This is a genomic window from Pseudoalteromonas sp. TB64 (genome assembly GCF_000498095.1).
GTDB lineage: Bacteria > Pseudomonadota > Gammaproteobacteria > Enterobacterales > Alteromonadaceae > Pseudoalteromonas.
Genome location: NZ_AUTQ01000138.1, coordinates 1 through 21,144, shown reverse-complemented (window position 1 = coordinate 21,144; position 21,144 = coordinate 1). Strand labels below are relative to the sequence as shown.

The 21,144-nt window shown below is 37.1% G+C and carries 14 protein-coding genes and 1 pseudogene; 9 read left to right on the top strand and 6 right to left on the bottom strand.

Annotated features, from left to right (window positions below; genetic code table 11):
- The first annotated feature begins 350 nt into the window (after positions 1-350).
- Entirely contained in the window at positions 351-1,733 is a 1,383-nt protein-coding gene (locus L647_RS0110915; protein ID WP_024611135.1) for a Na+/H+ antiporter NhaC family protein, read from the top strand.
- A gap of 130 nt (positions 1,734-1,863) precedes the next feature.
- On the opposite strand, the gene L647_RS0110910 is transcribed toward L647_RS0110915, so the two are convergent.
- Positions 1,864-4,746 carry an insulinase family protein gene (locus L647_RS0110910; RefSeq protein WP_024611134.1) on the bottom strand — a complete coding sequence of 961 codons (2,883 nt, stop codon included), beginning with the start codon at positions 4,744-4,746 and terminating at the stop codon, positions 1,864-1,866.
- A 179-nt stretch (positions 4,747-4,925) separates the two neighbouring features.
- Here L647_RS0110910 and L647_RS0110905 point away from each other — a divergent pair, with 179 nt between their 5' ends.
- Positions 4,926-5,345, top strand: coding sequence for an MAPEG family protein (locus L647_RS0110905; RefSeq protein ID WP_024611133.1), 420 nt, complete (start codon positions 4,926-4,928; stop codon positions 5,343-5,345).
- Between the two features lie 86 nt (positions 5,346-5,431).
- Here the strand turns inward: L647_RS0110905 and L647_RS0110900 are convergent, their stop codons facing one another.
- Positions 5,432-6,190 carry a peptidylprolyl isomerase gene (locus L647_RS0110900; RefSeq protein ID WP_024611132.1) on the bottom strand — a complete coding sequence of 253 codons (759 nt, stop codon included), beginning with the start codon at positions 6,188-6,190 and terminating at the stop codon, positions 5,432-5,434.
- Positions 6,191-6,435: 245 nt separating this feature from the next.
- On the opposite strand from L647_RS0110900, the gene L647_RS1000000126115 reads away from it, so the two are divergent.
- Together L647_RS1000000126115 and ushA are read left to right on the top strand one after the other, a co-directional pair.
- Complete coding sequence (locus L647_RS1000000126115; protein WP_173399987.1) at positions 6,436-6,606, top strand: hypothetical protein; 171 nt, start codon at positions 6,436-6,438, stop codon at positions 6,604-6,606.
- Positions 6,607-6,699: 93 nt separating this feature from the next.
- On the top strand, positions 6,700-8,331 hold the full coding sequence (gene ushA / locus L647_RS0110890) for a bifunctional UDP-sugar hydrolase/5'-nucleotidase UshA (protein WP_024611131.1): 1,632 nt from the start codon (positions 6,700-6,702) through the stop codon (positions 8,329-8,331).
- 34 nt (positions 8,332-8,365) lie between these two features.
- Here the strand turns inward: ushA and L647_RS0110885 are convergent, their stop codons facing one another.
- Positions 8,366-9,310 (bottom strand): hypothetical protein, encoded by a 945-nt coding sequence (locus L647_RS0110885; protein WP_024611130.1) that lies wholly within the window; start codon positions 9,308-9,310, stop codon positions 8,366-8,368.
- Positions 9,303-10,196: a hypothetical protein gene (locus L647_RS0110880; protein ID WP_024611129.1), complete on the bottom strand. Its 894-nt coding sequence runs from the start codon at positions 10,194-10,196 to the stop codon at positions 9,303-9,305. Before L647_RS0110880 ends, L647_RS0110885 begins: the two co-directional genes overlap by 8 nt.
- 219 nt (positions 10,197-10,415) lie before the next feature.
- On the opposite strand from L647_RS0110880, the gene L647_RS0110875 reads away from it, so the two are divergent.
- The 3 genes from L647_RS0110875 (at position 10,416) to L647_RS0110865 (ending at position 17,960) form a co-directional block, all read left to right on the top strand.
- On the top strand, positions 10,416-11,282 hold the full coding sequence (locus L647_RS0110875; protein ID WP_024611128.1) for a S1/P1 nuclease: 867 nt from the start codon (positions 10,416-10,418) through the stop codon (positions 11,280-11,282).
- 33 nt (positions 11,283-11,315) lie between these two features.
- Positions 11,316-14,498: a TonB-dependent receptor gene (locus L647_RS0110870; protein ID WP_024611127.1), complete on the top strand. Its 3,183-nt coding sequence runs from the start codon at positions 11,316-11,318 to the stop codon at positions 14,496-14,498.
- A gap of 345 nt (positions 14,499-14,843) precedes the next feature.
- Positions 14,844-17,960 (top strand): TonB-dependent receptor, encoded by a 3,117-nt coding sequence (locus tag L647_RS0110865; RefSeq protein WP_024611126.1) that lies wholly within the window; start codon positions 14,844-14,846, stop codon positions 17,958-17,960.
- Between the two features lie 53 nt (positions 17,961-18,013).
- On the opposite strand, the gene L647_RS0110860 is transcribed toward L647_RS0110865, so the two are convergent.
- The gene (locus L647_RS0110860; protein ID WP_024611125.1) at positions 18,014-18,445 is read right to left on the bottom strand and encodes a MarR family winged helix-turn-helix transcriptional regulator; all 432 of its coding nucleotides are present in this window, start codon (positions 18,443-18,445) and stop codon (positions 18,014-18,016) included.
- 151 nt (positions 18,446-18,596) lie between these two features.
- Between L647_RS0110860 and hmgA the strand changes: the two are divergent.
- Positions 18,597-19,893, top strand: a pseudogene (gene hmgA / locus L647_RS01000000124055) (homogentisate 1,2-dioxygenase).
- Positions 19,894-19,895: 2 nt separating this feature from the next.
- Positions 19,896-20,525 carry a maleylacetoacetate isomerase gene (gene maiA / locus L647_RS0110850; protein WP_024611124.1) on the top strand — a complete coding sequence of 210 codons (630 nt, stop codon included), beginning with the start codon at positions 19,896-19,898 and terminating at the stop codon, positions 20,523-20,525.
- A 13-nt stretch (positions 20,526-20,538) separates the two neighbouring features.
- Here the strand turns inward: maiA and L647_RS0110845 are convergent, their stop codons facing one another.
- Entirely contained in the window at positions 20,539-20,772 is a 234-nt protein-coding gene (locus tag L647_RS0110845) for a TIGR02647 family protein (RefSeq protein ID WP_024611123.1), read from the bottom strand.
- Positions 20,773-21,144: the final 372 nt, after the last annotated feature.

The following is a 21,144-nucleotide window of genomic DNA, read 5'->3' as shown; positions in this document are numbered from 1 at the left end:
TGAATGAAAGTTCAATACTAGGGCGTGTTGATCTTTGTGGATTAAAATAAATGTTATTTAATGCATTTATTTATTGACTGAAATTAAAAAGCAGATTATTTTTGCGCCGATGTTTTTACGGGCACAACAATAGCGGCTTGCACTCCTTGCACCGTCTGGCGCCAAAGCCAACGCGTTTCACTTAAACCGCTTATTTAACATAACTGTTTAGTGTCCCTCTCGCGCGTACAAAAGCAGTGACTTGGAATATGATTAACAACAAACTTATCATCTTCTTTGTTTTTGTATAAGCAGCTTAAAATTAATACTTTTTAATTTTTATGCATGCTTTTAATTTTGTGAATACTTAAATGCTTGAACCTTCTGCGATAAGTTTACTGCCTCCATTAGTGGTGGTTGTATTGGCTGTTGTATTACGCCGCCCTATTTTATCTTTACTTATTGGTGCTTTAGTTGGCTTAGTTATAGCCGACCCTACACAGGTACTTACTAACTTTGCGAGCTCGTCACTAAAAGTGATGACGGACGAAACCATTGGCTGGCTAATACTTGTATGTGGGGGTTTTGGTGCACTCATCGCGCTACTAGTCCGCACCGGTGGCGCATCGGCTTTTGGCAAGCTAGCTCTTAAATACACCAAAGGTAAACGCTCATCTTTATTTATGACCTTTTGCTTAGGTGTGGTTATTTTTATTGATGACTACTTAAATGCGCTTACCGTGGGTGAAACCATGAAACGCATTACCGATAAATTTAAAGTTAGCCGTGAAATGCTTGCCTATGTTGTTGACTCTACTGCCGCACCAATCTGTGTACTTGTTCCTTTATCTACTTGGGCGGTATTCTTTAGTGGCTTATTGGTAGATAACGGTATTGCTGAAGAAGGCAAAGGTATTGCTGTTTATATTCAAGCTATTCCGTACATGTTTTACGCGTGGTTTGCAGTGCTTGTTGTTTTACTTGTTGTACTAGGTGTTATTCCTGCAATTGGTCCGATGAAAAAAGCAGAACAAATGGCGCAAATTGAGCAAGCTCAAGTCGACCCTGCTCAATACAGTGACGTTCAAACAGCAGATGAATACGCAGTAAAAGCAGCTGAAGAAAACTTTGAAGATGCCGACCCTAAAGGTAAATTACGTAACTTTTTAGTGCCTATTATTTTATTGGTGGCGTTTACGGTTTACTTTGAAATAGACGTATACAAAGGCTTACTAGCAACAATGGCGGTCACTCTCCCGTTTTATGCGCTACAAAAATTAATGAGCGTAAGTGAAATGATTGAGCGCATGCTTGATGGCTTTAAAAGTATGATCCCCGCTATTGGTACTGTTATAGCGGCGTTTATATTCAAAGATGTATGCGACTTAATTGGTTTACCTCAGTTTGTTATTGGCAGTTTAAGCCCTTATATGACCGCTGCATATTTACCAGCCGTGGTATTTATTTCAATGGCTATTTTAGCGTTTGCAACAGGGTCGAGTTGGGGTATTTTTGCTGTATCAATTCCGATTGTTATGCCACTGGCAAATGCGGTTGATGCAAACATACCACTGGTCATTGGTGCGCTATTATCGGCTTCTTCTTTTGGTAGCCAAGCGTGTTTTTACTCAGATTCAACGGTGCTCGCAGCGCAAGGCTCTGGTTGTAATTTAATGAGCCATGCCGTTACACAATTGCCTTACACGCTAATTGCTGCGGCATTAGCTGTTATAGGCTTTTTAGTAATGGCTTAATTAGCTTAATAAATAAAAACCCCAATGTAGCAATACATTGGGGTTTATTTTTAACTGTATTATACCAATCCGCAGTAATACTTAATCAATTTGAGAGATTAAATCTGACGCGAATTGGTATAAATAAAGCTTATTTTTGTAGTTTAATACCATTGTAATAGGCATCAAGCGTTGTAATTTTAGTTTGATTTGGTAAATCGGCAAAATCACTTTCAATAAACTTAGTACCGCGTAACTGCACATTTAAACGTGCCGCATTAGGGTTAAGCATTGTTTGCTTGTAGTAGTCTTTTATATCAGCAAGTGTTACTTTTTCAACTTCATCTATTAGCTTTTGCTTAGAATCAAAAGTAAAGTTTTCACGGTACCAATCATTTATAAGCGGGCTCATTTCGTCACTTAAGTTTTTAGGCTGCTCTTTAAGCGATACAAGGGTAGAGTTTTTAAGTTGCCCAAACGTCTCTTCGCTCATGTTATCAAGTTCAACAGCGTATTCTTTTTTAAACTTATCAAAACGAGCTTGTATTTCTTTTGGTCCTTTAACTGGTGTTTGAATATACAAACCAATTGCTGAGTAATCTTCAATTGGGCGAGCTAATGCACCTACTGCGTATGCAAGTTGCTCCTCAGTACGCATTTTATCAAACGCAACTGTTCTAAAGTGACTTTGTAATACAGCTGCTTCTGCTTTTTGTTTGTAACCCGCAACAGGGTGAACGGTCATATCAACCACCGCTACATCAGCTACATCAATATCTTTTTGCAATACCAGCGTTTCGCCCGGTTGAGGCAACCACGCTTTGCTTCGAGCAAATTCACTGTGTGTATGATTACTTGGTAATGTTGCACTTAATTCGTCTGCAATCGCGTCTATATCTTGCTGATTGTAGTTACCGTAACTAAATACGCGTAAATCGTTTTGTGCAAACGTAGCTGTTTTTAATTGTGCTAAGTCGGCAACACTCACTGAGTCAGCGGCTTTAATAAGTGCGTCTGTATCAAAACCACCTGTACGCGTTAGTTTTGAATACTCGCCAAATGCTTGTGCATACGGAAACTGTTTTTGTTGGTTTAGTAAATTACGTTTAAAGCGATCAACTGCTTGGCTAAATGCTTGTGCTGTTTCATCGGCTTTTAATCCGGTTAAAGCTTGTTTAAGCAATACATCTTGCTTATCTGTAAAACCACTCATAGATAAAACAAGACCATTACTTGGCGCAAGGCTTACGCTCATGCCGGCAACGGCCGCTTCAGTACTTAACTGACTTTGTTGAATATTATATAAATCGGCCCAAACAGAATAAAGGACTTCTGCTTTAATATCGTTCAAACCTGGTTGAGTATTTATATAAACTTCAACAAGCCCTTTTGGCTGCTCTGCAAATTTTTGACTTGCTTGGCGCCATACTTTTACACCATTTTTATCGTAAGCAAGTTCTGGGTGTTTTTGCTCTTTAAATGCTTGAGTTTTTATTGCAAAATTATCAGGCAATAAATTGTTTACAGTCGGTAGTGCTAACTTAAATTCGCTTGGTTTTTTCCAGCTGGCAATCTCTTGTTCGCTAATATCACTAATGCGGTATTTGCCGTCGTAAAAGTGTAGTTGCGAGTCAGTCTCTTCTTGCTGCGATACATACCAAATACGAAGAGTATCGGCATTTAACTGCTCAAGTACTTTATTTACAGTGTCAGCGTCAAACTTTGCATAATAATAAGGTGCATTAATAGCGTGATTTAACGGGTAATCTTGCATGCTTTGTGTAAGCGAGCTTACATAATTAAACTCATCACCTTTTTCTAAAAACTTAAACTGGTTATTTAGTGATGTACGAATTTCGTTGAAGTACTTGCTATCAACGCCCTCTTTTTTAATTAAATCGATGTACTGCATAATAGTCGCAACTATTTCGTCACGATTTTTCATACCTTCATCGGTAAGTTCTACATTTACGTTTAGTGACCCGTAATTGCCATATTGATTTGGTGCAGCTGAAGCTGAAAGCTGTGCTACCCACCCTTTGTCGCGAAGCAGTTGTGCTGGGCTGCCTGGCATTTCGTTACTTAATAAGTACGCTACAAACCGGTTTGGCTTAAGTGCAAATTCGCTATTATTATTAGCAATGGTGAAATCAAGTTGCAGCTGTTTTACATCTTCATTTGGTGCGTAAAACACACGTTTTCCGCCAGCGTTATCAAAATCAACTTTTGCAGTCACTGTTGGCTTTTCGATATTTTTATTTTTTATATCAGCAAAGTATTTTTGCGCTTTTTGCTCCATTTCAGCAATAGATAGATTTGAAATAAGCGCTACTTTCATAATATTTGAAGAGTAATATTTATTATAAAAATCAACTGTTTCTTTATGAAGTGAGCTACCTTCTTTGTCGCCAAGTGTTTCTAGGTTACCAATTAAAAAACGGTTAGCAGGATGATCGCCCATCATTTTACGCGCGAGTTTAAATTGACCAAAAAAGTCCATTTCGCGGCGCATTGACCACTCTGCGTTTACTGCATTTTTTTCTTTGTCTGTGTATTCAGGGTATAACTTAGGTGCTTTGAAAAAGTCGGCAAAGCGGTCTAGCCCTTCATCAAACGCGTCGTTATTAATTTTAAACATGTAATTAGTAATATCGAGCCAAGTGTATGCATTATGCGCGCCACCATTTTTGGTCATAAAATCAGAATACCCTTTTGTGTCTGGGTAACGATCGGTGCCTAAGAACAGCATATGCTCTAAATAATGCGCCATACCCTGTTGCGACATTGGGTCGTGTAGTAAACCAACACCTACACTCAATGCCGCTGCTGATTTTTCAGCACTTGGATCCGACACTAAAATAACTTCAATGTCGTTTGCCAACTTAAGTGTTTTATATTCGCGGTTATCGTTAGGGCTAACAACTAACGTGTCTGATAGTAAAGAGGCCTGAGGCGCCACAGAAACAGATGATATGTTAGAACAACCACTTAATACGGCTAATGCGATAGCACTAAAACCAATTATTTTTTTCATTTTATTTTCCATTAAAAATCATCGCGCAAAATATAGAGTGCGCCAGTTGAAAGCAATATAGTAAAGCTAAACTAACATTTTAAATTAATGATATGCCACAAAATAACGCTTAATTGTGTAACACATTGTGAAAAACATCTTCATACTCAATTGTAAACTCAAATAAATAAGGAAGATCAATGGAAAAAGTAATAATTTTAGCAATGTTCGTTCAAGTAACTCTCTCACTTATCGTAATGATTATAATGGGGAAAAGACGCTTTGCTGCAGCTAAAAACAAACAGTTAAATTTAAGCGATTTTAAAACAATGCAATTAGATAAAGCTGGCGACACTGTTAGGGTTGCAGATAGAAACTTTTCAAACCAGTTTGAAATACCTGTACTTTTTTTTGCGGGATGTTTACTTGCACTGCAACTAAATAGTGCCAGTACACTCGTGGCTATATTGGCGTGCTTATTTGTAGTATCGCGCATTGTACATAGTGTTATTCATTTAGGTGGGAATAATATACGGGCGCGCTTTAATGTATTTTTACTAGGGTGTATTTGTGTATTTGCATTGTGGCTTGTGATGATATGGCGAATACTTGCTTTTTAAGTAACCGTCTTTTATACATTGGTTTGAAGTAACAATACCAAGTGATAAGCGACGCTAGCCTAGCTACGCCGCTTATAATATTAAGTTTACTTAGTACGTTTTAAACGAGGAAGCACAAGTAAAAAAGCACCTAAAAGCCAAGCAATTCCACCACCCGAACTATCCTCAGAAACCGGTTCTGAAGGTGACGTATCATTATCTATTAACGTGTTTAATGTTACGGTTAAACCTTGTGATGAATTGGGATCGTCATCTAATACCGAAACGCTTTGTATAGAAACTAAGTTAGTGCTGCTAATTGTTACATCGTTGCTTGAACACTGCTCTGACGTAATACCAACAACAGGCGTTTCTCCACAATGAACCAAGGCTGCAATATTATCGAGTGTAACTTGGCTTGCTGCAGTAATTTGTCCAAATACTGTAAAACCACCATTTTGGGTATCTAATTGAGAACTGCCGGCGCTATTATCCGACATATTAAAAAACCATTGGCTTGTAGCGCTATCAGGGTTTCCGCCTAATTTTGCCATCGCAATCGTACCTTTAACATTTGAAAATATAGGCTCATTAATAATCGCAGGTTTAGTTTCAATAGCATCAAAATCATCTGAAAAAGTAAAACCGCCACCTTGAATAACAAAGTTATTAATTGAGCGATGAATAACAGTTTGATTATACGCTTCGTCATCAATATAGCTTAAAAAGTTTTCGACTGTATTCGGCGTTTCTTGATCAAATAAATTTATCACAATAATACCTTGGCTGGTTTGCATTTCAACAATAGTTGCAGTGCTTGCAAAGCTCGCAGAGGCTAGTAATGAGCCAAGTAATAGTTTTTTCATGTTACATCCTGTTGTTATATTTATTTGAACGAATTGTTAATTTGCAAGTAGATTAATATCACTTGCCAGATAAATCGATAGCAAAGTGCTAATTGATACAAATTAGACCGTATTGATAACATTTTAATTACATAACTTTATATACCTTTAAGTTATATAAATCTATAGGGTTAAAACCAAATCATCTTTCCTTGTTTAGTGTTTTTGTTACTATCAATCAAAATAATAAAATACGGGTAAAGTTCATGTCAGACACTAAACACACCATTTGCGATTTCGGTTTACACAAAGGCGAGGCTTACACAAAGCTACCAGCAAGCTTTTTAACGTGGATGATAGCTGCTAAACATCAAAAATCTGAGTATGCGAGCAAAGAACTAAAACGCAGGCAGCAAGCAGCTACAAACCGCAATTAAACTAAAAATGTAAATAACTACGTTTTTTTAGCGTAAAACTAGTTTAAACTACCCCCTTGATAAATTAAGTAGACCTTAATGAACAGGTATTTTATGCGTATAATTATTTTTTTCTCAGTTATTTTAAGTATCGTTGGGTGCACTTCTGCAACTCAAAACTCCGTCTCCAGCAATTCTTCTACTCAATATTTAACAGTACTTCATACTAATGATAATCACGGGCGCTTTTGGCACAATGAAAAAGGCGAGTATGGTATGGCAGCTCGTAAAACGTTAATTGACTCTCTACGTAATGAAGCACAAAAACAAGGTCATGCAGTATTACTACTCTCTGGTGGTGACATAAATACAGGTATTCCTGAGTCAGATTTACAAAAAGCGGAGCCTGACTTTAAAGGTATGTCGTTAATTGGTTACGATGCGATGGCATTAGGTAATCATGAATTTGATAACCCTATTGATGTATTAAAACAGCAGCAAAAATGGGTGAACTTTCCTTTTTTATCAGCAAACATTTTTGAAAAGTCTACTGGTGAACATGCTTTTGATAGCTATAAAATATTCAAAAAGAATGGCTTAACAATCGCTGTTATTGGTTTAACCACTACCGACACGGCTAAAATTGGGAACCCGCAATATATTGGTCATTTAGAGTTTAAAGATCCGGTTGAAATTACAGCAAAATTAGCACAAAAAATTAAAGCTCAATATAATCCAGATATTACTATTGCACTTACACATATGGGTCATTATGTAGACGCTCAGTTTGGTATAAATGCACCTGGCGACGTTACACTTGCTCGCTCACTTCCTGCTCATACATTAGATATGATTATTGGCGGACACTCGCAAGAACCTGTTTGTATGGCCGGCAAAAATATTAGCGACGAAAACTTTAAACCAGGTCTTGCTTGTAAACCAGATCAACAAAATGGCACCTACATAATGCAAGCCCATGAATGGGGTAAATATGTTGGTAAAGCTGAATTTAAACTTGAAAATGGTAAATTAACATTATTAGATTACAGACTTATCCCTGTGAACTTATATGTTGATAAAGTACAAACTGATGGTTCTACAAAAGAAGTATTAGCAAACGAGTACATTAAACCAGACCCAAAACTTGAATCTTTTTTAGCGGTATATCAAGCTAAAGGAGCAAAACAAATTGAAGGTAAAATTGGTAATATCGATGCCCGTTTAGAAGGCGACAGAAACAAAGTTCGTTATCAACAAACTAATCTTGCACGCGTTATAATTCAGGCACAAATGGATGTAGTGGGTGCAGACTTTGGATTAATAAGCGGTGGCGGTATTCGTAGTTCTATTGAAGCTGGCGAAGTAAGTTACAAAGATATTTTAAAAGTACATCCTTTTAAAAATCGCATTACTTATATGGATTGGCAAGGCAGCGATTTATGGGATTATTTAAATACAGTAACAAGCTTCCCACCTGATGCTGGTGCTTATTTGCAATATCATAAACTATCGTTTGAACGTAAAAATAATCAGCTAGTAAACGTGATGATTAACGACCAACCGCTAGATAAAAATAAGACTTATAGAATGAGCCTAAATAGCTACAATGCCTCTGGCGGTGACGGCTACCCTGCTCTTACAGATCTTAAAGGATTTGTTAGCACTGACGAAACAGATGCTCAGGCACTACAAGACTTTATATCAAAAAATAGCCCACTTAAAACCGCAGAGTTTACTCCTAAGTAAACGCTAATAAGAAGGAAAGTAACTAATAGCTTAGTTACTTTCCTTTTATATCAATATTTCCTTTATCTATATTCACTAAACCGTAGCTATGTAATCGTGAGCGCGAGCCCTCGCCAAATGCCTTTGGTGGATAGTAAATCTCTTTTTGTTCAGGGTATTCGCTTAACACTTCATCAAGTGCAGCGCGAATCTCACTTAGTGTTTTTTCAAGACTATTATTAAAGTTAGGCCGTTTTCTTACAGTGTGACCTAGTTCAACTAATCGATGAAAATATTTATTTGCTAACTCTACAAGCTCTTCTGGCACATTTTTATTTTGGTTAAGTGCAATATCATTATTTTCCCCGCAAAACTCCACAAGAGCCAAATAAAAGCAAAGGGGCTTATTAGCCAATGATGTAAGTTGCTCGTGCGCATAATTAGTAGAAAGCGTTTTATGATTAAGATCTATAATGAGCATAAATGGGGCTAGCTCTACAATAGGCTTATTTAACTCAATAGCTTTTAAATCTTTGTTATTATTAGCTAAAATAAGCTTTAGCCACATACTTAAGCTAATACTCAATATAAAAAGCATCAAACAAAAAGCCATATTACTAAGTGTTATAAAATTTGAATTGATATTAAATACAAGTAATACCCGACCATTATTGGTTCGCAAATAATCAATGTGTTGATTAGGCTCTAATTTAATAGATAACCCATTCCCAGGAACAATATGCTCAAGAGATACGCTTGCATCGATTAATACACTGTTTAACTTATTAATATAACTGCGGACCGCATCTTTATTGCCTGAGTGCTTTAATAACTCATTTGATAAATCGAGTAATGGTAGATCTAGCGCTATTTGTTTTTCTATTTGTATTATTTTTTGTTTAATTACATAGTGTTGCTTTTTATTAACCGATAAATAAAACACTGACGAAAACAGTAAAAATAATATTAGAGTGATAATTGTTGAGTTAAATTTACTCATTATTATCTCCTTTAAAGATTATTTTTTTACTGTCGCAATTCCAATATGGTTTAACATCTTGGTAGTAGTGCAAGGTTTGATCTTTAGACATTTCTAGTAGGTGTGTTTGTACCGTACACAATAAATCAGTATTATTTTGCTGCATTTTTAAATACCAACGCGTACCCGACACATTATTACTTAGCGGTGTAATATAGTTTTTTGAAAAACGCTGAGCATCACTTTCTTTCCAAAAAGATGCAATAATATCTACTTTGCCATTGGCAAGTAAATCACGTAACTCGTTATGAGAACGCGCATAGGTGATTTTCAAATTTGCTAAATTAATATTCAATTCTTTAAACGTTTGCTTTGGTAAAATATGCCCTGAGCGGCTTGTAGGGTAATCAAGTAAACCAATTCGTTTATCTAAAAAATACTCTTTAGTCAGTCGTGGTTTTTCTTTAGAGGAGATAAAAAATGCGGTGTAATCAGCAAAACCAACTACAGGCTGATAATTGTAGGTAGACTCAGCTTTAAAAGCTGCCATTATGTTATTTTTCGCTAAAATTAAGTCTGCAATTCCCTTCCCTACAAACTCAAAACTATCTGACGTTCTGTAACCCCAATAACCAATAACAGAGCCATATTGTTTAGCCACAACGTTATCGTCGCATAAGCTTTTAGTTAATATTTTGGCTATTTTTTTTGATTGTGTAAAAACAATTAACTTATCTTTATTTTCGATTGCGGTTGTTTGACACTCTATTGAAGTTTCAATCATGACCGGAAAACGTAGTTCTGCATGGTCTATACTTACCTGCCCCCACAGCCATATAAGCACAAACAACATAAACAAAAATGTAACAAACGATGTTTTATGCAGCAGCATACGTTTAAAATTCAAAGAAAAACCATCCCAAAATATATTATCCGTGCATTTGAACAATTTTACTTACTTATTACAACAAGTAATTTTACTCATTAACGCTAAGCATATGATTTTAAATAACTAACAATAAGAAACTATGAATCTTATTGACTCCTTTCTATTAACTACAAAAGTAAGGACAATTGACCGCATAAATTATAATAGCAACATGAAACATTCATTTAGGAAGTTCTAATGCATAACAATTTAAAGCTATCAATAACCTCAGCATTATTAATTAGTGCCGTTTTTACAAGCAGTGACACCTATGCATGGGGCCAAAATGGTCACCGTATTGTCGGTAAAATTGCAGAATTTCATTTAAGCGAAACAACAAAAACAACAATATTGCCGTATCTAAATGGTGAGTCACTTGCTCAAATATCAACATGGCCTGATGAAATGCGCTCAGCTCCTGGTGAATTTTGGCAAAAAAAATCATCTCGCTGGCACTATATTAATGCCGCACCAAACCAACCTTTAAGCCTTGACCATTCGCATACAAAAACAAAAGAATCGGTGAGTAATATTCTTGAAGGCATTCATTATTCAATGCAAACCTTAACTGACGATAATAGCTCTTTAGATGCTAAACAGTTTAGTTTACGTTTTTTAGTTCATTTAGTGGGTGATAGCCATCAACCATTTCATGCAGGTAGAAGCGAAGACAGAGGCGGCAACAGCATAAAGGTTAAGTTTTTTGGTCAAGATACAAATCTTCATAGCCTTTGGGATACAAAGCTTATTGAAAACCAAAACTTATCGTATACCGAGTTTGCACAATTTATTGATACAAATAATAGCGAATTAATTGCTGAGTACTTACAAAGCACGCCAACAACGTGGCTAGAAGAATCTCGTAATTTAGCTAATAAAATTTATAAATCAACAAACGATGAAGTTAGTTATAGCTACATATATGAAAGTACACCAATTATAAAAACTCGCCTTCAACAAGCGGGAATTCGCTTAGCCGGATTACTCAATGCTTTATTTGACCCTTCTGCAAAAGAGTTAGAAACAGCACTTAAAATGAATACTGATACACAAACTGCAAATTAAATTTAAATAACCTACACACGGGAAATCAACATTATGACTAAGCTTCGCCTTTCGAAACTAACTGGAGCGGTAATTTTAGCGCTAGGTGTTTCTACAAGTGCAATGGCTGCAGATACGTCTTCTGCAATGCGCGGTAAAATTACTACACCTTCTGGTAATAGTGCTGCAAACGTTAAAATTAAAGTAGTTCACCAACCAACAGGTACTGTAAGTGAACTTACTACAAACGAAAGCGGTACTTTTATCGCAAATGGATTACGTGTAGGTGGTCCTTATACTGTTATTATTGACTCAGACACATTTAATGACACCACGATTGAAAACATTTTCTTAAACCTTGGTGAAACATATCGTTTAACGTCGCAGTTAGCGCCGTCAAACATTGAAAAGATTGAAGTGTCTGGTTATAAAATTGTTCAGCAATCTGGCGGTTCTAGCAGTACATTTGGTAAAGATACCATTGAAAACATGCCTAGTTTTAATCGTGACATTAAAGACATTGCACGTTTAAACCCACTTGCTAGCATTAATGGTAACGGCGAGCTTACGTTTGCGGGTAGTAACCCACGTACAAACGGCTTAACGGTTGACGGTATTGGTCAAAATGATGACTTTGGTTTGAATTTTGGTGGTTACCCTACGTCTCAACCACCTGTATCACTTGATGCAATTGAACAAGTGTCTGTAGATGTATCGCCATTTTCGGCTTCAAAAGGTAACTTTGGTGGCGGAACAATAAACGCGGTAACTAAGTCAGGTACCAACGAATTTAAATTCTCTGGTTTTTACGAAATTTCAACACCTGAAATAGCGGGCGATGTTAAAAATATAATTGAAGAAGATGAGCTTGATGAGTTAGGTCATAAGACGTTTTCAACAACAAAAGTTGAGCCAATTAAAACTGAAAAAAGATTCGGTTTCAATGTAGGTGGCGCAATTTTAAAAGACGAACTATTTTACTTTATAAATTATGCCCAGTGGTCAAGCGAGCAAGACCTTGATTACGGTTTTCAGGGTTCTGGCGCGGCCAACGAATTTACAACAACAGAAGCAAACTACAATCGTTTTACTTCTATTTTAAATAATGAATATGGTTTAACTGATTCATTAGCGGGTGCTCCTGAGGACACTAACAAAAACTTATTAGTAAAACTAAGCTGGAACGCAAGCGACGATCATCGCTTAGACTTTACTTACCAATGGCAAGACGACCAAGACGAAAAAAACTCCAGCACAGGCGGTAACAATATTGCATTAGTATCAAGTACTTATGCCTATGTAACAAAATTCAATAACTTTGCGACAAAGCTTTATTCTGACTGGAGCGAAAACTTTTCAACCGAAATTGGTGTGTCGTATAAAGATGTTACCTCTGATAGCGCAACTCGCTCTAACTTAGGAAGTATTACTGTAGAAGAAGACGGCAGAAATGGTCCTTATTACAGCTTTGGAACAGATCAGTATCGTCATGCTAATCGCTCTGAAACACAAAACCTAACCTTAACATTAGATGCTACTTATTTAATGGATGAGCATGAAATAAACTTTGGTGCTCAATACGAGTCACTTCGTTTATATAACTTGTTTGCTCAAAACTCGCTTGGTTCATGGAAATTTGATAGCTTTGAAAGCTTTGAAAACCGTGAAGTGGGTTCATATGATTTCTCTTATCAAAATGCATACACCAATGATTCGGCCGATACAGCTTACGACGTAAGACGTAATCAGCTAGCCCTTTACATAGAAGATACTTTTTATGTAGGTGATGATTTAGAAGTAACGGCAGGTGTTCGTTATGAGCGTTTATCGTCAGATGACAAACCAACTCTAAATGAAAATTTTGCTAATACGTATGGCTTTACCAACCAAGAAAACCTTGATGGTATAGACATAATTCTTCCTCGAATTGGCTTTAAATACTATGCAACCGAAGCACTTACTATTAATGGTGGCATTGGTCGTTTCCAAGGTGGTATACCAAACGTTTGGTATAACAACTCATTTCAAAGTGATGGTATAACACTTGTATCAGCGCCTAATAATGTAATAAACGATTACTATGCAAATAATCCAGCAGACATTACCCAAGTGCCTAGTGAAATTCAAAATTCATTAGAACAAGGCGCTGGTAGCGTTGCCTATATTGACCCTGACTTTAAACTGCCTTCAAGCATTCGTACACAAGTAGGTTTTGAATACGAATTTGATTCAGAATTACTAGGTGACGGCTTTAAATGGCAAGCAGAAATTGCTTATCATAAAAAAGAAAATGAAGCGGTATGGCATAACACATCAATTAATCCAATCGGCCTTGCTGCTGACGGTGAGCGTGTTATTAACCAAAGTATATACAGTGGTTCTTTAAGTGATAATGCAGATATAGAAATGACAAACTCATCTGAGGATGGTCGTTCAATTATTATTTCAACTGGTATTGCTAAACAATGGGATAACGGCTTATTTATATCAGCAAGTTATGCTCATCAAGACGTAACAGAATCATCAGCGGGCTCCGCTTCTCAAGCTGAAGGTAACTACAAGCACAACATTACGGTTAACCGTAATGAAGATATTGCGGCTCGTGGCTTTTACGAAGTAGAGCACAGCTTTAAAGTTAACTTAGCTTATAACACTGAATTTTTTACAGGGTACGCAACTAAGTTCAACGTATACTTTGAACGCCGTTCAGGTCGTCCATTTAGTTACACAATGAATATGTATAAAAACGGTGACTTAGGGGATACAAGTAGTTTCTTCTCTAATGGTGCTTACTTACCATATATTCCAACTGGCGCTGATGATGCAAATGTAAATTGGGATGAATCTGGTATTTCTTGGGCTGAACTAGAGCCATTATTAGAACGTGCTGGAATATCTCAGCGTGGTGGTATTTTAGGTAAAAACACCGCAACTCAGCCTTGGGTTACTACTATGGATATAAGCATTAAACAAGAAATCCCTGGTTTTGCTAAAGGTCACTCTGGTGAGGTTTACTTTATGATAGATAACTTCGCAAACTTGTTAAATAGCGACTGGGGTGTTGAAAAGCGCCTAGGATATTCTAACCAAACTATTTATGACTTTAAAGGACTTGATGATCAAGGACGTTACATATTAGACAGTAGTTTTGGCGGCGCTGATGTGCGTAACTATTCGCAAATCAACCAATCATCATCTGCATGGCAAGCTAAAGTAGGTGTTAGCTACAAGTTTTAAACCTTAATAGGTAAGTAATAACACATTAAGTTGTTTGTTAACAAAACCCATTGCAAAATTGTAATGGGTTTTTTGCTTTTCACACCCCAATTTCACATTTTTGTCATAAAACCCACGTAATATGTAGCTCATTATAGAGTTGTTACTCAAAAAACACTCAAATAATCAAAAATAGTACTATTTATTAAAAAAACATTGCAGTTGTATTTTATTTGTAACAAAGAAATGAGGTACACTAGTAACGGATTTTTAATAAGATGAACTTGAACTGTTTATTTTGTTGAAAATTTACAATTTAAAATAAAAATATAAAAAATTTAATGATTAACTACACGGGAAAATTAAATGAAAACTCAACTTCGTAAAACAGCTCTTTCACTTGCTATCGCAGCATGTGTAAGTGTTAGTGGCGCAGCAATCGCAAACGAAACTACGTCTGCAATTAAAGGTCAAATAACAGGACCTAGTGGCAACCCTGCTGCTGGCACAAAAATTACTATTTTACATGTACCTTCAGGCTCAGTAAAAACAACTGAAGTTAACGATGCTGGTTACTTCACAGCTAAAGGTTTACGTGTTGGTGGACCATATAGAGTAATCGTAGATTCTGACATCTATGCAGACCAAGAGTTCAATAATATTATTTTGAACATTGGTAACGATTACCCTGTAAACGCATCGCTTGAGTCAATTTCAAATATTGAACAAATCGTTGTAACAGGCGCGCCAATCAGTGCAATGTCTGGTGGTTCAGGTCCAGCTTCAACATTTACGTTAACTGATCTTGAAAACACACCTGCAATTAACCGTGATTTAAAAGACATTATTCGAATTGATCCACGTGTAGCAATCGATGATAGCCGCGGTACTATTAACTGTGGTGGTGGTAACCCACGCTTTAACAGCTTAACGCTTGATGGCGTTCGTATGAACGATAACTTCGGTTTAAGCTCAAACGGTTACCCTACTATCCGTGCCCCTTTTTCTTTCGATTCAATTGAACAAGTAGCTGTTGAACTTGCACCATTTGACGTGCAATACGGTGGTTTTACATCGTGTAACATCAATGCTGTTACAAAGTCTGGCGGTAATGAAGTACACGGTGGTGTATTCTTCGATTACACTAACGATTCGCTAAAAGGCGACAAAATTGAAGGCGAAGACGTTGATAACGGTAGTTACAACGAAAAACGCTACGGCTTTAATGTTGGCTTACCACTAATAAAAGATTCACTATTTTTATTCACTTCATATGAAAAACTAGAGGGCGTAGCACAATTTAACTACGATCCACTAGGCTCAAGTGTTTCTGCAAGCGATTTAGCGCGTATTCAACAAATAACTCAAGACGTGTATGGCTATAATGCAGGTACTATGCCTCCAAGCGCGCCAGTAGAAGATGAAAAAATCTTAATTAAATTAGATTGGAATATTAATGAAGATCATCGTGCTAACTTAATTTATAACCACAACGATGGCTTTACATTATCTCAGTCAGATACAGGCTCTACACGTCTTTCACTAGATAGTCATTTTTATGAGCAGGGCGCAGAATTAAATTCAATCATTGCTTCGCTTTACTCAGATTGGAGCGATAACTTTTCAACTGAAATTCGCTTAGGTAAATCAGAACTTGACGCACGCGTAGAATCACTAGACGCTGCAAGCAGCTTCGGTGAGTTTCAAATTGATACAGACGATGGCGGTACAGTATATTTAGGTCCAGATGATTCTCGTCAATCAAACGATTTAAACTATGACACAATCACCGCTAAAATCGCTGGTACTTACTACCTAGACCAACATACAATTACCGCAGGATATGAGTATGAAGAGCTAGAAGTATTTAATCAGTTTGTGCAACACACACAAGGTGAATGGCAATTCAATTCAATTGATGATTACGAAGCCGGTATTGCAAGCGCAATTTTTTACAACAATGCTGCAGGCACAAATGATCCAACTGACGCTGCTGCAAATTTCTCATATGCGCAACATACTTTTTATGTTCAAGATGAATATAGCTTAACAAATATTGATGCCTCTTTAACGTTTGGTCTTCGTTACGACAAATACACAAGCGATGACAAACCGACGCTAAACCAAAACTACACTGACCGTTACGGTTTCAGTAACCAAGCAACATTTGATGGCATTGATTTAATTCAACCACGTGTTGGCTTTGAATGGTATGCAACAGATGCACTAGAAGTACGTGCTGGTGTTGGCTTGTTCTCAGGTGGTAACCCGAACGTTTGGTTATCAAACTCATACTCAAATGACGGTATTACTAACATTAGTGCAAATCAGTTCGGTGCAATCGACTTATTTGCTTCGCCTAATGCAAATGGTGGCACGCCTGGTTTTGATGTACCGCAATCACAGTTTGATGCTGTAGCAGGAGTGCCTATTGGTTCTGGCGATAGCTCTACAAATGCAGTTGACCCAGATTTTGAACTTCCATCAGAATGGAAATATTCAATTGGTGCTACTTACACAACTGAAAACGATTATGTTTATGCTTTAGACTTCTTGTATTCAGACAAACGTAACGCTGCAACAACGATTGATTTAGGTATTACTGACTCAGGCTTAACTACATTCGATGGTCGTCCTATCTTAGAGTCTGTTGAAGGTCGTGATGGCGATTTGCTGCTTACTAATGTTAATGGTGATAGCGGTCAATCTTCTGTTTTCTCTGCAGCAGTAAGCAAAGCGTTCGATAATGGCATTAGAGTACAACTATCGTATGCTTATACAGATGCTGATGATGTAAACCCAATGACAAGCTCTACAGCGAGCTCTAACTACGGTAACTTAGCAACATCTAATCCGTTAAACCCTGGTGTATCTTCATCTGATTACGAAATCCCACATCGTTTTACATTAAACCTTGGTTATACTCATGAATTCTTTGATGGATATGACACGCGCTTTAATTTATTCGGTGAAGCATATAAAGGCTTACCTTACAGCTTTACATTTGATGGTGATGACGGGGTATTTGGAGACGTTAACTCAAACCGTTCTCGTCAACTTCTATACGTTCCATTAGTGAACGATCCTAATGTTGTTTACAACATGAGTGCTGACGAAATTAGCGAGTTTAATGACTTCATTGATTCTGAAGGCTTAAAACGTGGTGAAATCTCTGGTCGTAATACGCAAAATTCAGATTGGTTTGTTAAGTTTAACTTTAAGCTAACGCAAGAAGTGCCTGGATTTATGGAAGGTCATAAAGGTGAAGCATTCTTCGTAATTGATAACCTTACTAACTTACTTAACGATGACTGGGGCGTACTTAACAAAGGTCCATTTGTTGGTGCTGAAATGATTAGCGTAGGTACTGATGATCAAGGCCGTTACGTTTATTCAGGTTTCAACCCAAATAATGCAAACACGACAGTTCAGCGTGATGCGTCTTTATGGGAACTACGTGTAGGTGTTCGTTACACGTTCTAATTTAACATGTTAAATTAGTAATAGTTTATAAGCCCATCTTTTGATGGGCTTTTTTATTGCTGTAATTTACTTTTTAGCTTATCAAAAATATTGTTTAACACTGCGTATTCTTCATCATTTAAAGCACTCAGTAATTGCTTTTCCCAATTAAGTGCATCGGGTGCTATTTGTTCGTATAAAGTCCATCCGTTATTACTAAGCGTTAATAATGCTGCACGCTTGTCTTGCTCATTTAGCTGACTGCACACAAATTCTTTATCAATAAGTGCTTTTACTGCACGCGAAACCGTTGATTTATCCATATTTGCTTGTCGACATAAATCTCTTGCATTGCTTTGTCCGTACTGCGCTAAATTAGCAAGTATTCGCCATTGAGGAATATTTAAACCATATTGAGCCTGATAAACCTCTGCAAAATCGTTACTCACAAGCGTTGCTATATTTGTTAACTGGTAGGGTAAAAACGTTGCTAAATCTATTTTCATTATTGTTTATTCCAAATCTATAAAGTTTACTTTACTGTTCATTTTTATTTACAATTACGAGTAACAGCACATTTGATATTAGTCTCACTTGAGAGTACCTTAACTGAAATAAGATAAACATTAAACCAACCTTCTCTCACAGGAGCGAGTAATGTCGACACAATTAAATTATATGACCGGTTTTGGTAATGAGTTTGAAACACAAGCGCTACCTGGTGCATTACCGATAGGTCAATTTAGTCCGCAAAAAGTTAAGTACAATTTATATACTGAACAATTTAGCTCAACGGCTTTTACGGCTCCNTTCAAACCGCCGAACTTGGTTTTATCGCCTGCGCCCATCGGTAGTGCAAGGTGATTATAAAGCGGTAGATAATGGTTTAATTAGAACAGCCCCCATTACAGAAGCAATAACCCCGCCCACAATGCTTCGCTGGAATCCTATTACTATCCCAACTGCTGATACTGACTTTATTGACGGTTTAGTTACCATGGCCGCGAATGGAAGCGCTAATGGTCAATCGGGGATTGGTATTCATATTTATGTAGCTAACAAGTCAATGCAAGAGCGTTACTTTTGTAATGCCGATGGCGAAATGCTGTTTGTGCCTCAGCAAGGTGAATTATTAATACATACTGAGTGCGGTAAGTTAAATATTAAACCAGGTGAAATAGCGGTAATTCCGCGAGGTATTAAGTTCTCTGTTGATTTAATTAATGATACCGCTCGTGGTTATATTTGTGAGAACTACGGACATGCATTAGAACTTGCAGAGCGTGGACCCGTTGGTGCTAACGGTTATGCAAACGACAGAGACTTTCAATACCCTGTTGCGGCATTTGAGGATAAAGAAGGCAACTTTGAGCTAGTTTCTAAATTTAATGGCAATTTGTTTAGCTGTGAAATAAAGCACTCCCCTTTTGATGTTGTTGCATGGACTGGTAATAGCTCACCCTATAAATACGATTTATCACGTTTTAATGTAATGAATACCGTTAGCTTTGATCACCCCGACCCTTCTATATTTACAGTGTTAACTTCTCCTTCTGCTACGAAGGGAATGGCAAATGTCGATTTTGTTATTTTTCCACCACGCTGGATGGTAGCTGAAAATACGTTCCGCCCGCCTTATTATCATCGCAATATAATGAGCGAGTTTATGGGCTTAATTGAAGGTGTGTATGATGCAAAAGAGCACGGTTTTATAGCTGGAGGTGCTAGTTTACATAACTGCATGTCGCCTCACGGTCCTGAAGCTGACGTATTTAATAAAGCATCAAATGCAGAGCTTACACCGCAAAAATACGAAAACACCTTGGCATTTATGTTTGAGTCACGTTACATAATTTCGCCAACAAAATACGCATTAGAAGGTACAGAGCGTCAACCAAATTACACTGACTGCTGGCAAACAATTAAAAAACAATTTACGGGTTCAGCAAATTAACCATGAAGTTATATAGTTACTTTCGCTCATCTGCTGCTTATAGAGTTCGTATTGCTTTAAACTTAAAAAATATAAAGCACGAACTCGCTATTGTAGACCTGCTGAAGTCAGAACAACTTGGGGATGATTATTTAACGACTAATAAGCAAGGTTTACTCCCCGCATTTGAAACCGACCAAGGCGTGTTGGCACAATCACTAGCAATACTAGAATGGCTTGATGAAACATACCCACAGTGTCCATTAGTGACTGGTACTGCGTGGCAAAAAGCACAAATAAGAAATTTGAGTTTTGCAATTGCCTGCGATATTCACCCGTTGAACAATTTACGCGTGCTTAAATATTTATCGGACGAGCTATGTGTTGATACTGAAGGTAAAAATAAATGGTACCAACATTGGATTGAAGAAGGCTTTAACAAAATAGAACTCATGCTAAACAAAAGTAATCACTACTGTATTGGTAACCAGCCTACACTCGCTGATATTTGTTTGGTACCTCAAGTATATAACGCAATTCGTTTTAATATAGATATGAGCTTATACCCAAAAATTGCAGCTATTTATATACATTGTAATAAATTAGCTGCATTTAGTGATGCTGCACCGCAAAACCAACCCGATGCAAATTAAAGTAATTTAAATACTAACTCTGAAGCGCACTATGAATAACCGTAATATGTTCAATTAAATCCAAGCCCAGATCGGTTAAGTAACCGCCATCGGGGCTATCTATAATTCCTTTGTCAAATAGTCGCTGCGCCGCGCTAAGTAGGCTGGGCTCTGCATCTGAATGTAGTTTAATTCCTTGCATTTTACTGTCGCGAGGGAATTTAGCTAATAATGTAAATTCTTCTATCATAGTTTGATTAAATTGCATGTGTTCACCTTTTTATTGTTCTGTGTTTTGTTGAGTGTGTTGTATATTACTTACCCTAGCATGTTTTTTATACCAATTGTATTAAATGTAATTTGTATTAACTCTAGGGTCTGTTGATCTTTCAAGGTTAAATTTGCAGCAGTCTGTTTGGTATTTAGGCAAGGCAGAGCCTATACAGTGTGGTTATTCCCCATAAATAGGCGATAACGTAGCATTAATGCCAAACAGGCGCTGCCCAAAGGGTTCTTCCTAGGGGCTATTTACTCTTTGTTGCTCGGTTTTGACTTAGCCCACTAGGTTACAAATCTCGCGCCGCGATTAAATAGCCCCTAGTTTGAACAAATTTTAATCCGCAAAGATCAACAGACCCTA

Bases quoted from the DNA above. Each gene is read 5' to 3' on its own strand.
- L647_RS0110915 (WP_024611135.1), top strand. From the start codon at position 351: ATGCTTGAACCTTCTGCGATAAGTTTACTGCCTCCATTAGTGGTGGTT.
- L647_RS0110910 (WP_024611134.1), bottom strand. From the start codon at position 4,746: ATGAAAAAAATAATTGGTTTTAGTGCTATCGCATTAGCCGTATTAAGT.
- L647_RS0110905 (WP_024611133.1), top strand. From the start codon at position 4,926: ATGGAAAAAGTAATAATTTTAGCAATGTTCGTTCAAGTAACTCTCTCA.
- L647_RS0110900 (WP_024611132.1), bottom strand. From the start codon at position 6,190: ATGAAAAAACTATTACTTGGCTCATTACTAGCCTCTGCGAGCTTTGCA.
- L647_RS1000000126115 (WP_173399987.1), top strand. From the start codon at position 6,436: ATGTCAGACACTAAACACACCATTTGCGATTTCGGTTTACACAAAGGC.
- ushA (WP_024611131.1), top strand. From the start codon at position 6,700: ATGCGTATAATTATTTTTTTCTCAGTTATTTTAAGTATCGTTGGGTGC.
- L647_RS0110885 (WP_024611130.1), bottom strand. From the start codon at position 9,310: ATGAGTAAATTTAACTCAACAATTATCACTCTAATATTATTTTTACTG.
- L647_RS0110875 (WP_024611128.1), top strand. From the start codon at position 10,416: ATGCATAACAATTTAAAGCTATCAATAACCTCAGCATTATTAATTAGT.
- L647_RS0110870 (WP_024611127.1), top strand. From the start codon at position 11,316: ATGACTAAGCTTCGCCTTTCGAAACTAACTGGAGCGGTAATTTTAGCG.
- L647_RS0110865 (WP_024611126.1), top strand. From the start codon at position 14,844: ATGAAAACTCAACTTCGTAAAACAGCTCTTTCACTTGCTATCGCAGCA.
- L647_RS0110860 (WP_024611125.1), bottom strand. From the start codon at position 18,445: ATGAAAATAGATTTAGCAACGTTTTTACCCTACCAGTTAACAAATATA.
- maiA (WP_024611124.1), top strand. From the start codon at position 19,896: ATGAAGTTATATAGTTACTTTCGCTCATCTGCTGCTTATAGAGTTCGT.
- L647_RS0110845 (WP_024611123.1), bottom strand. From the start codon at position 20,772: ATGCAATTTAATCAAACTATGATAGAAGAATTTACATTATTAGCTAAA.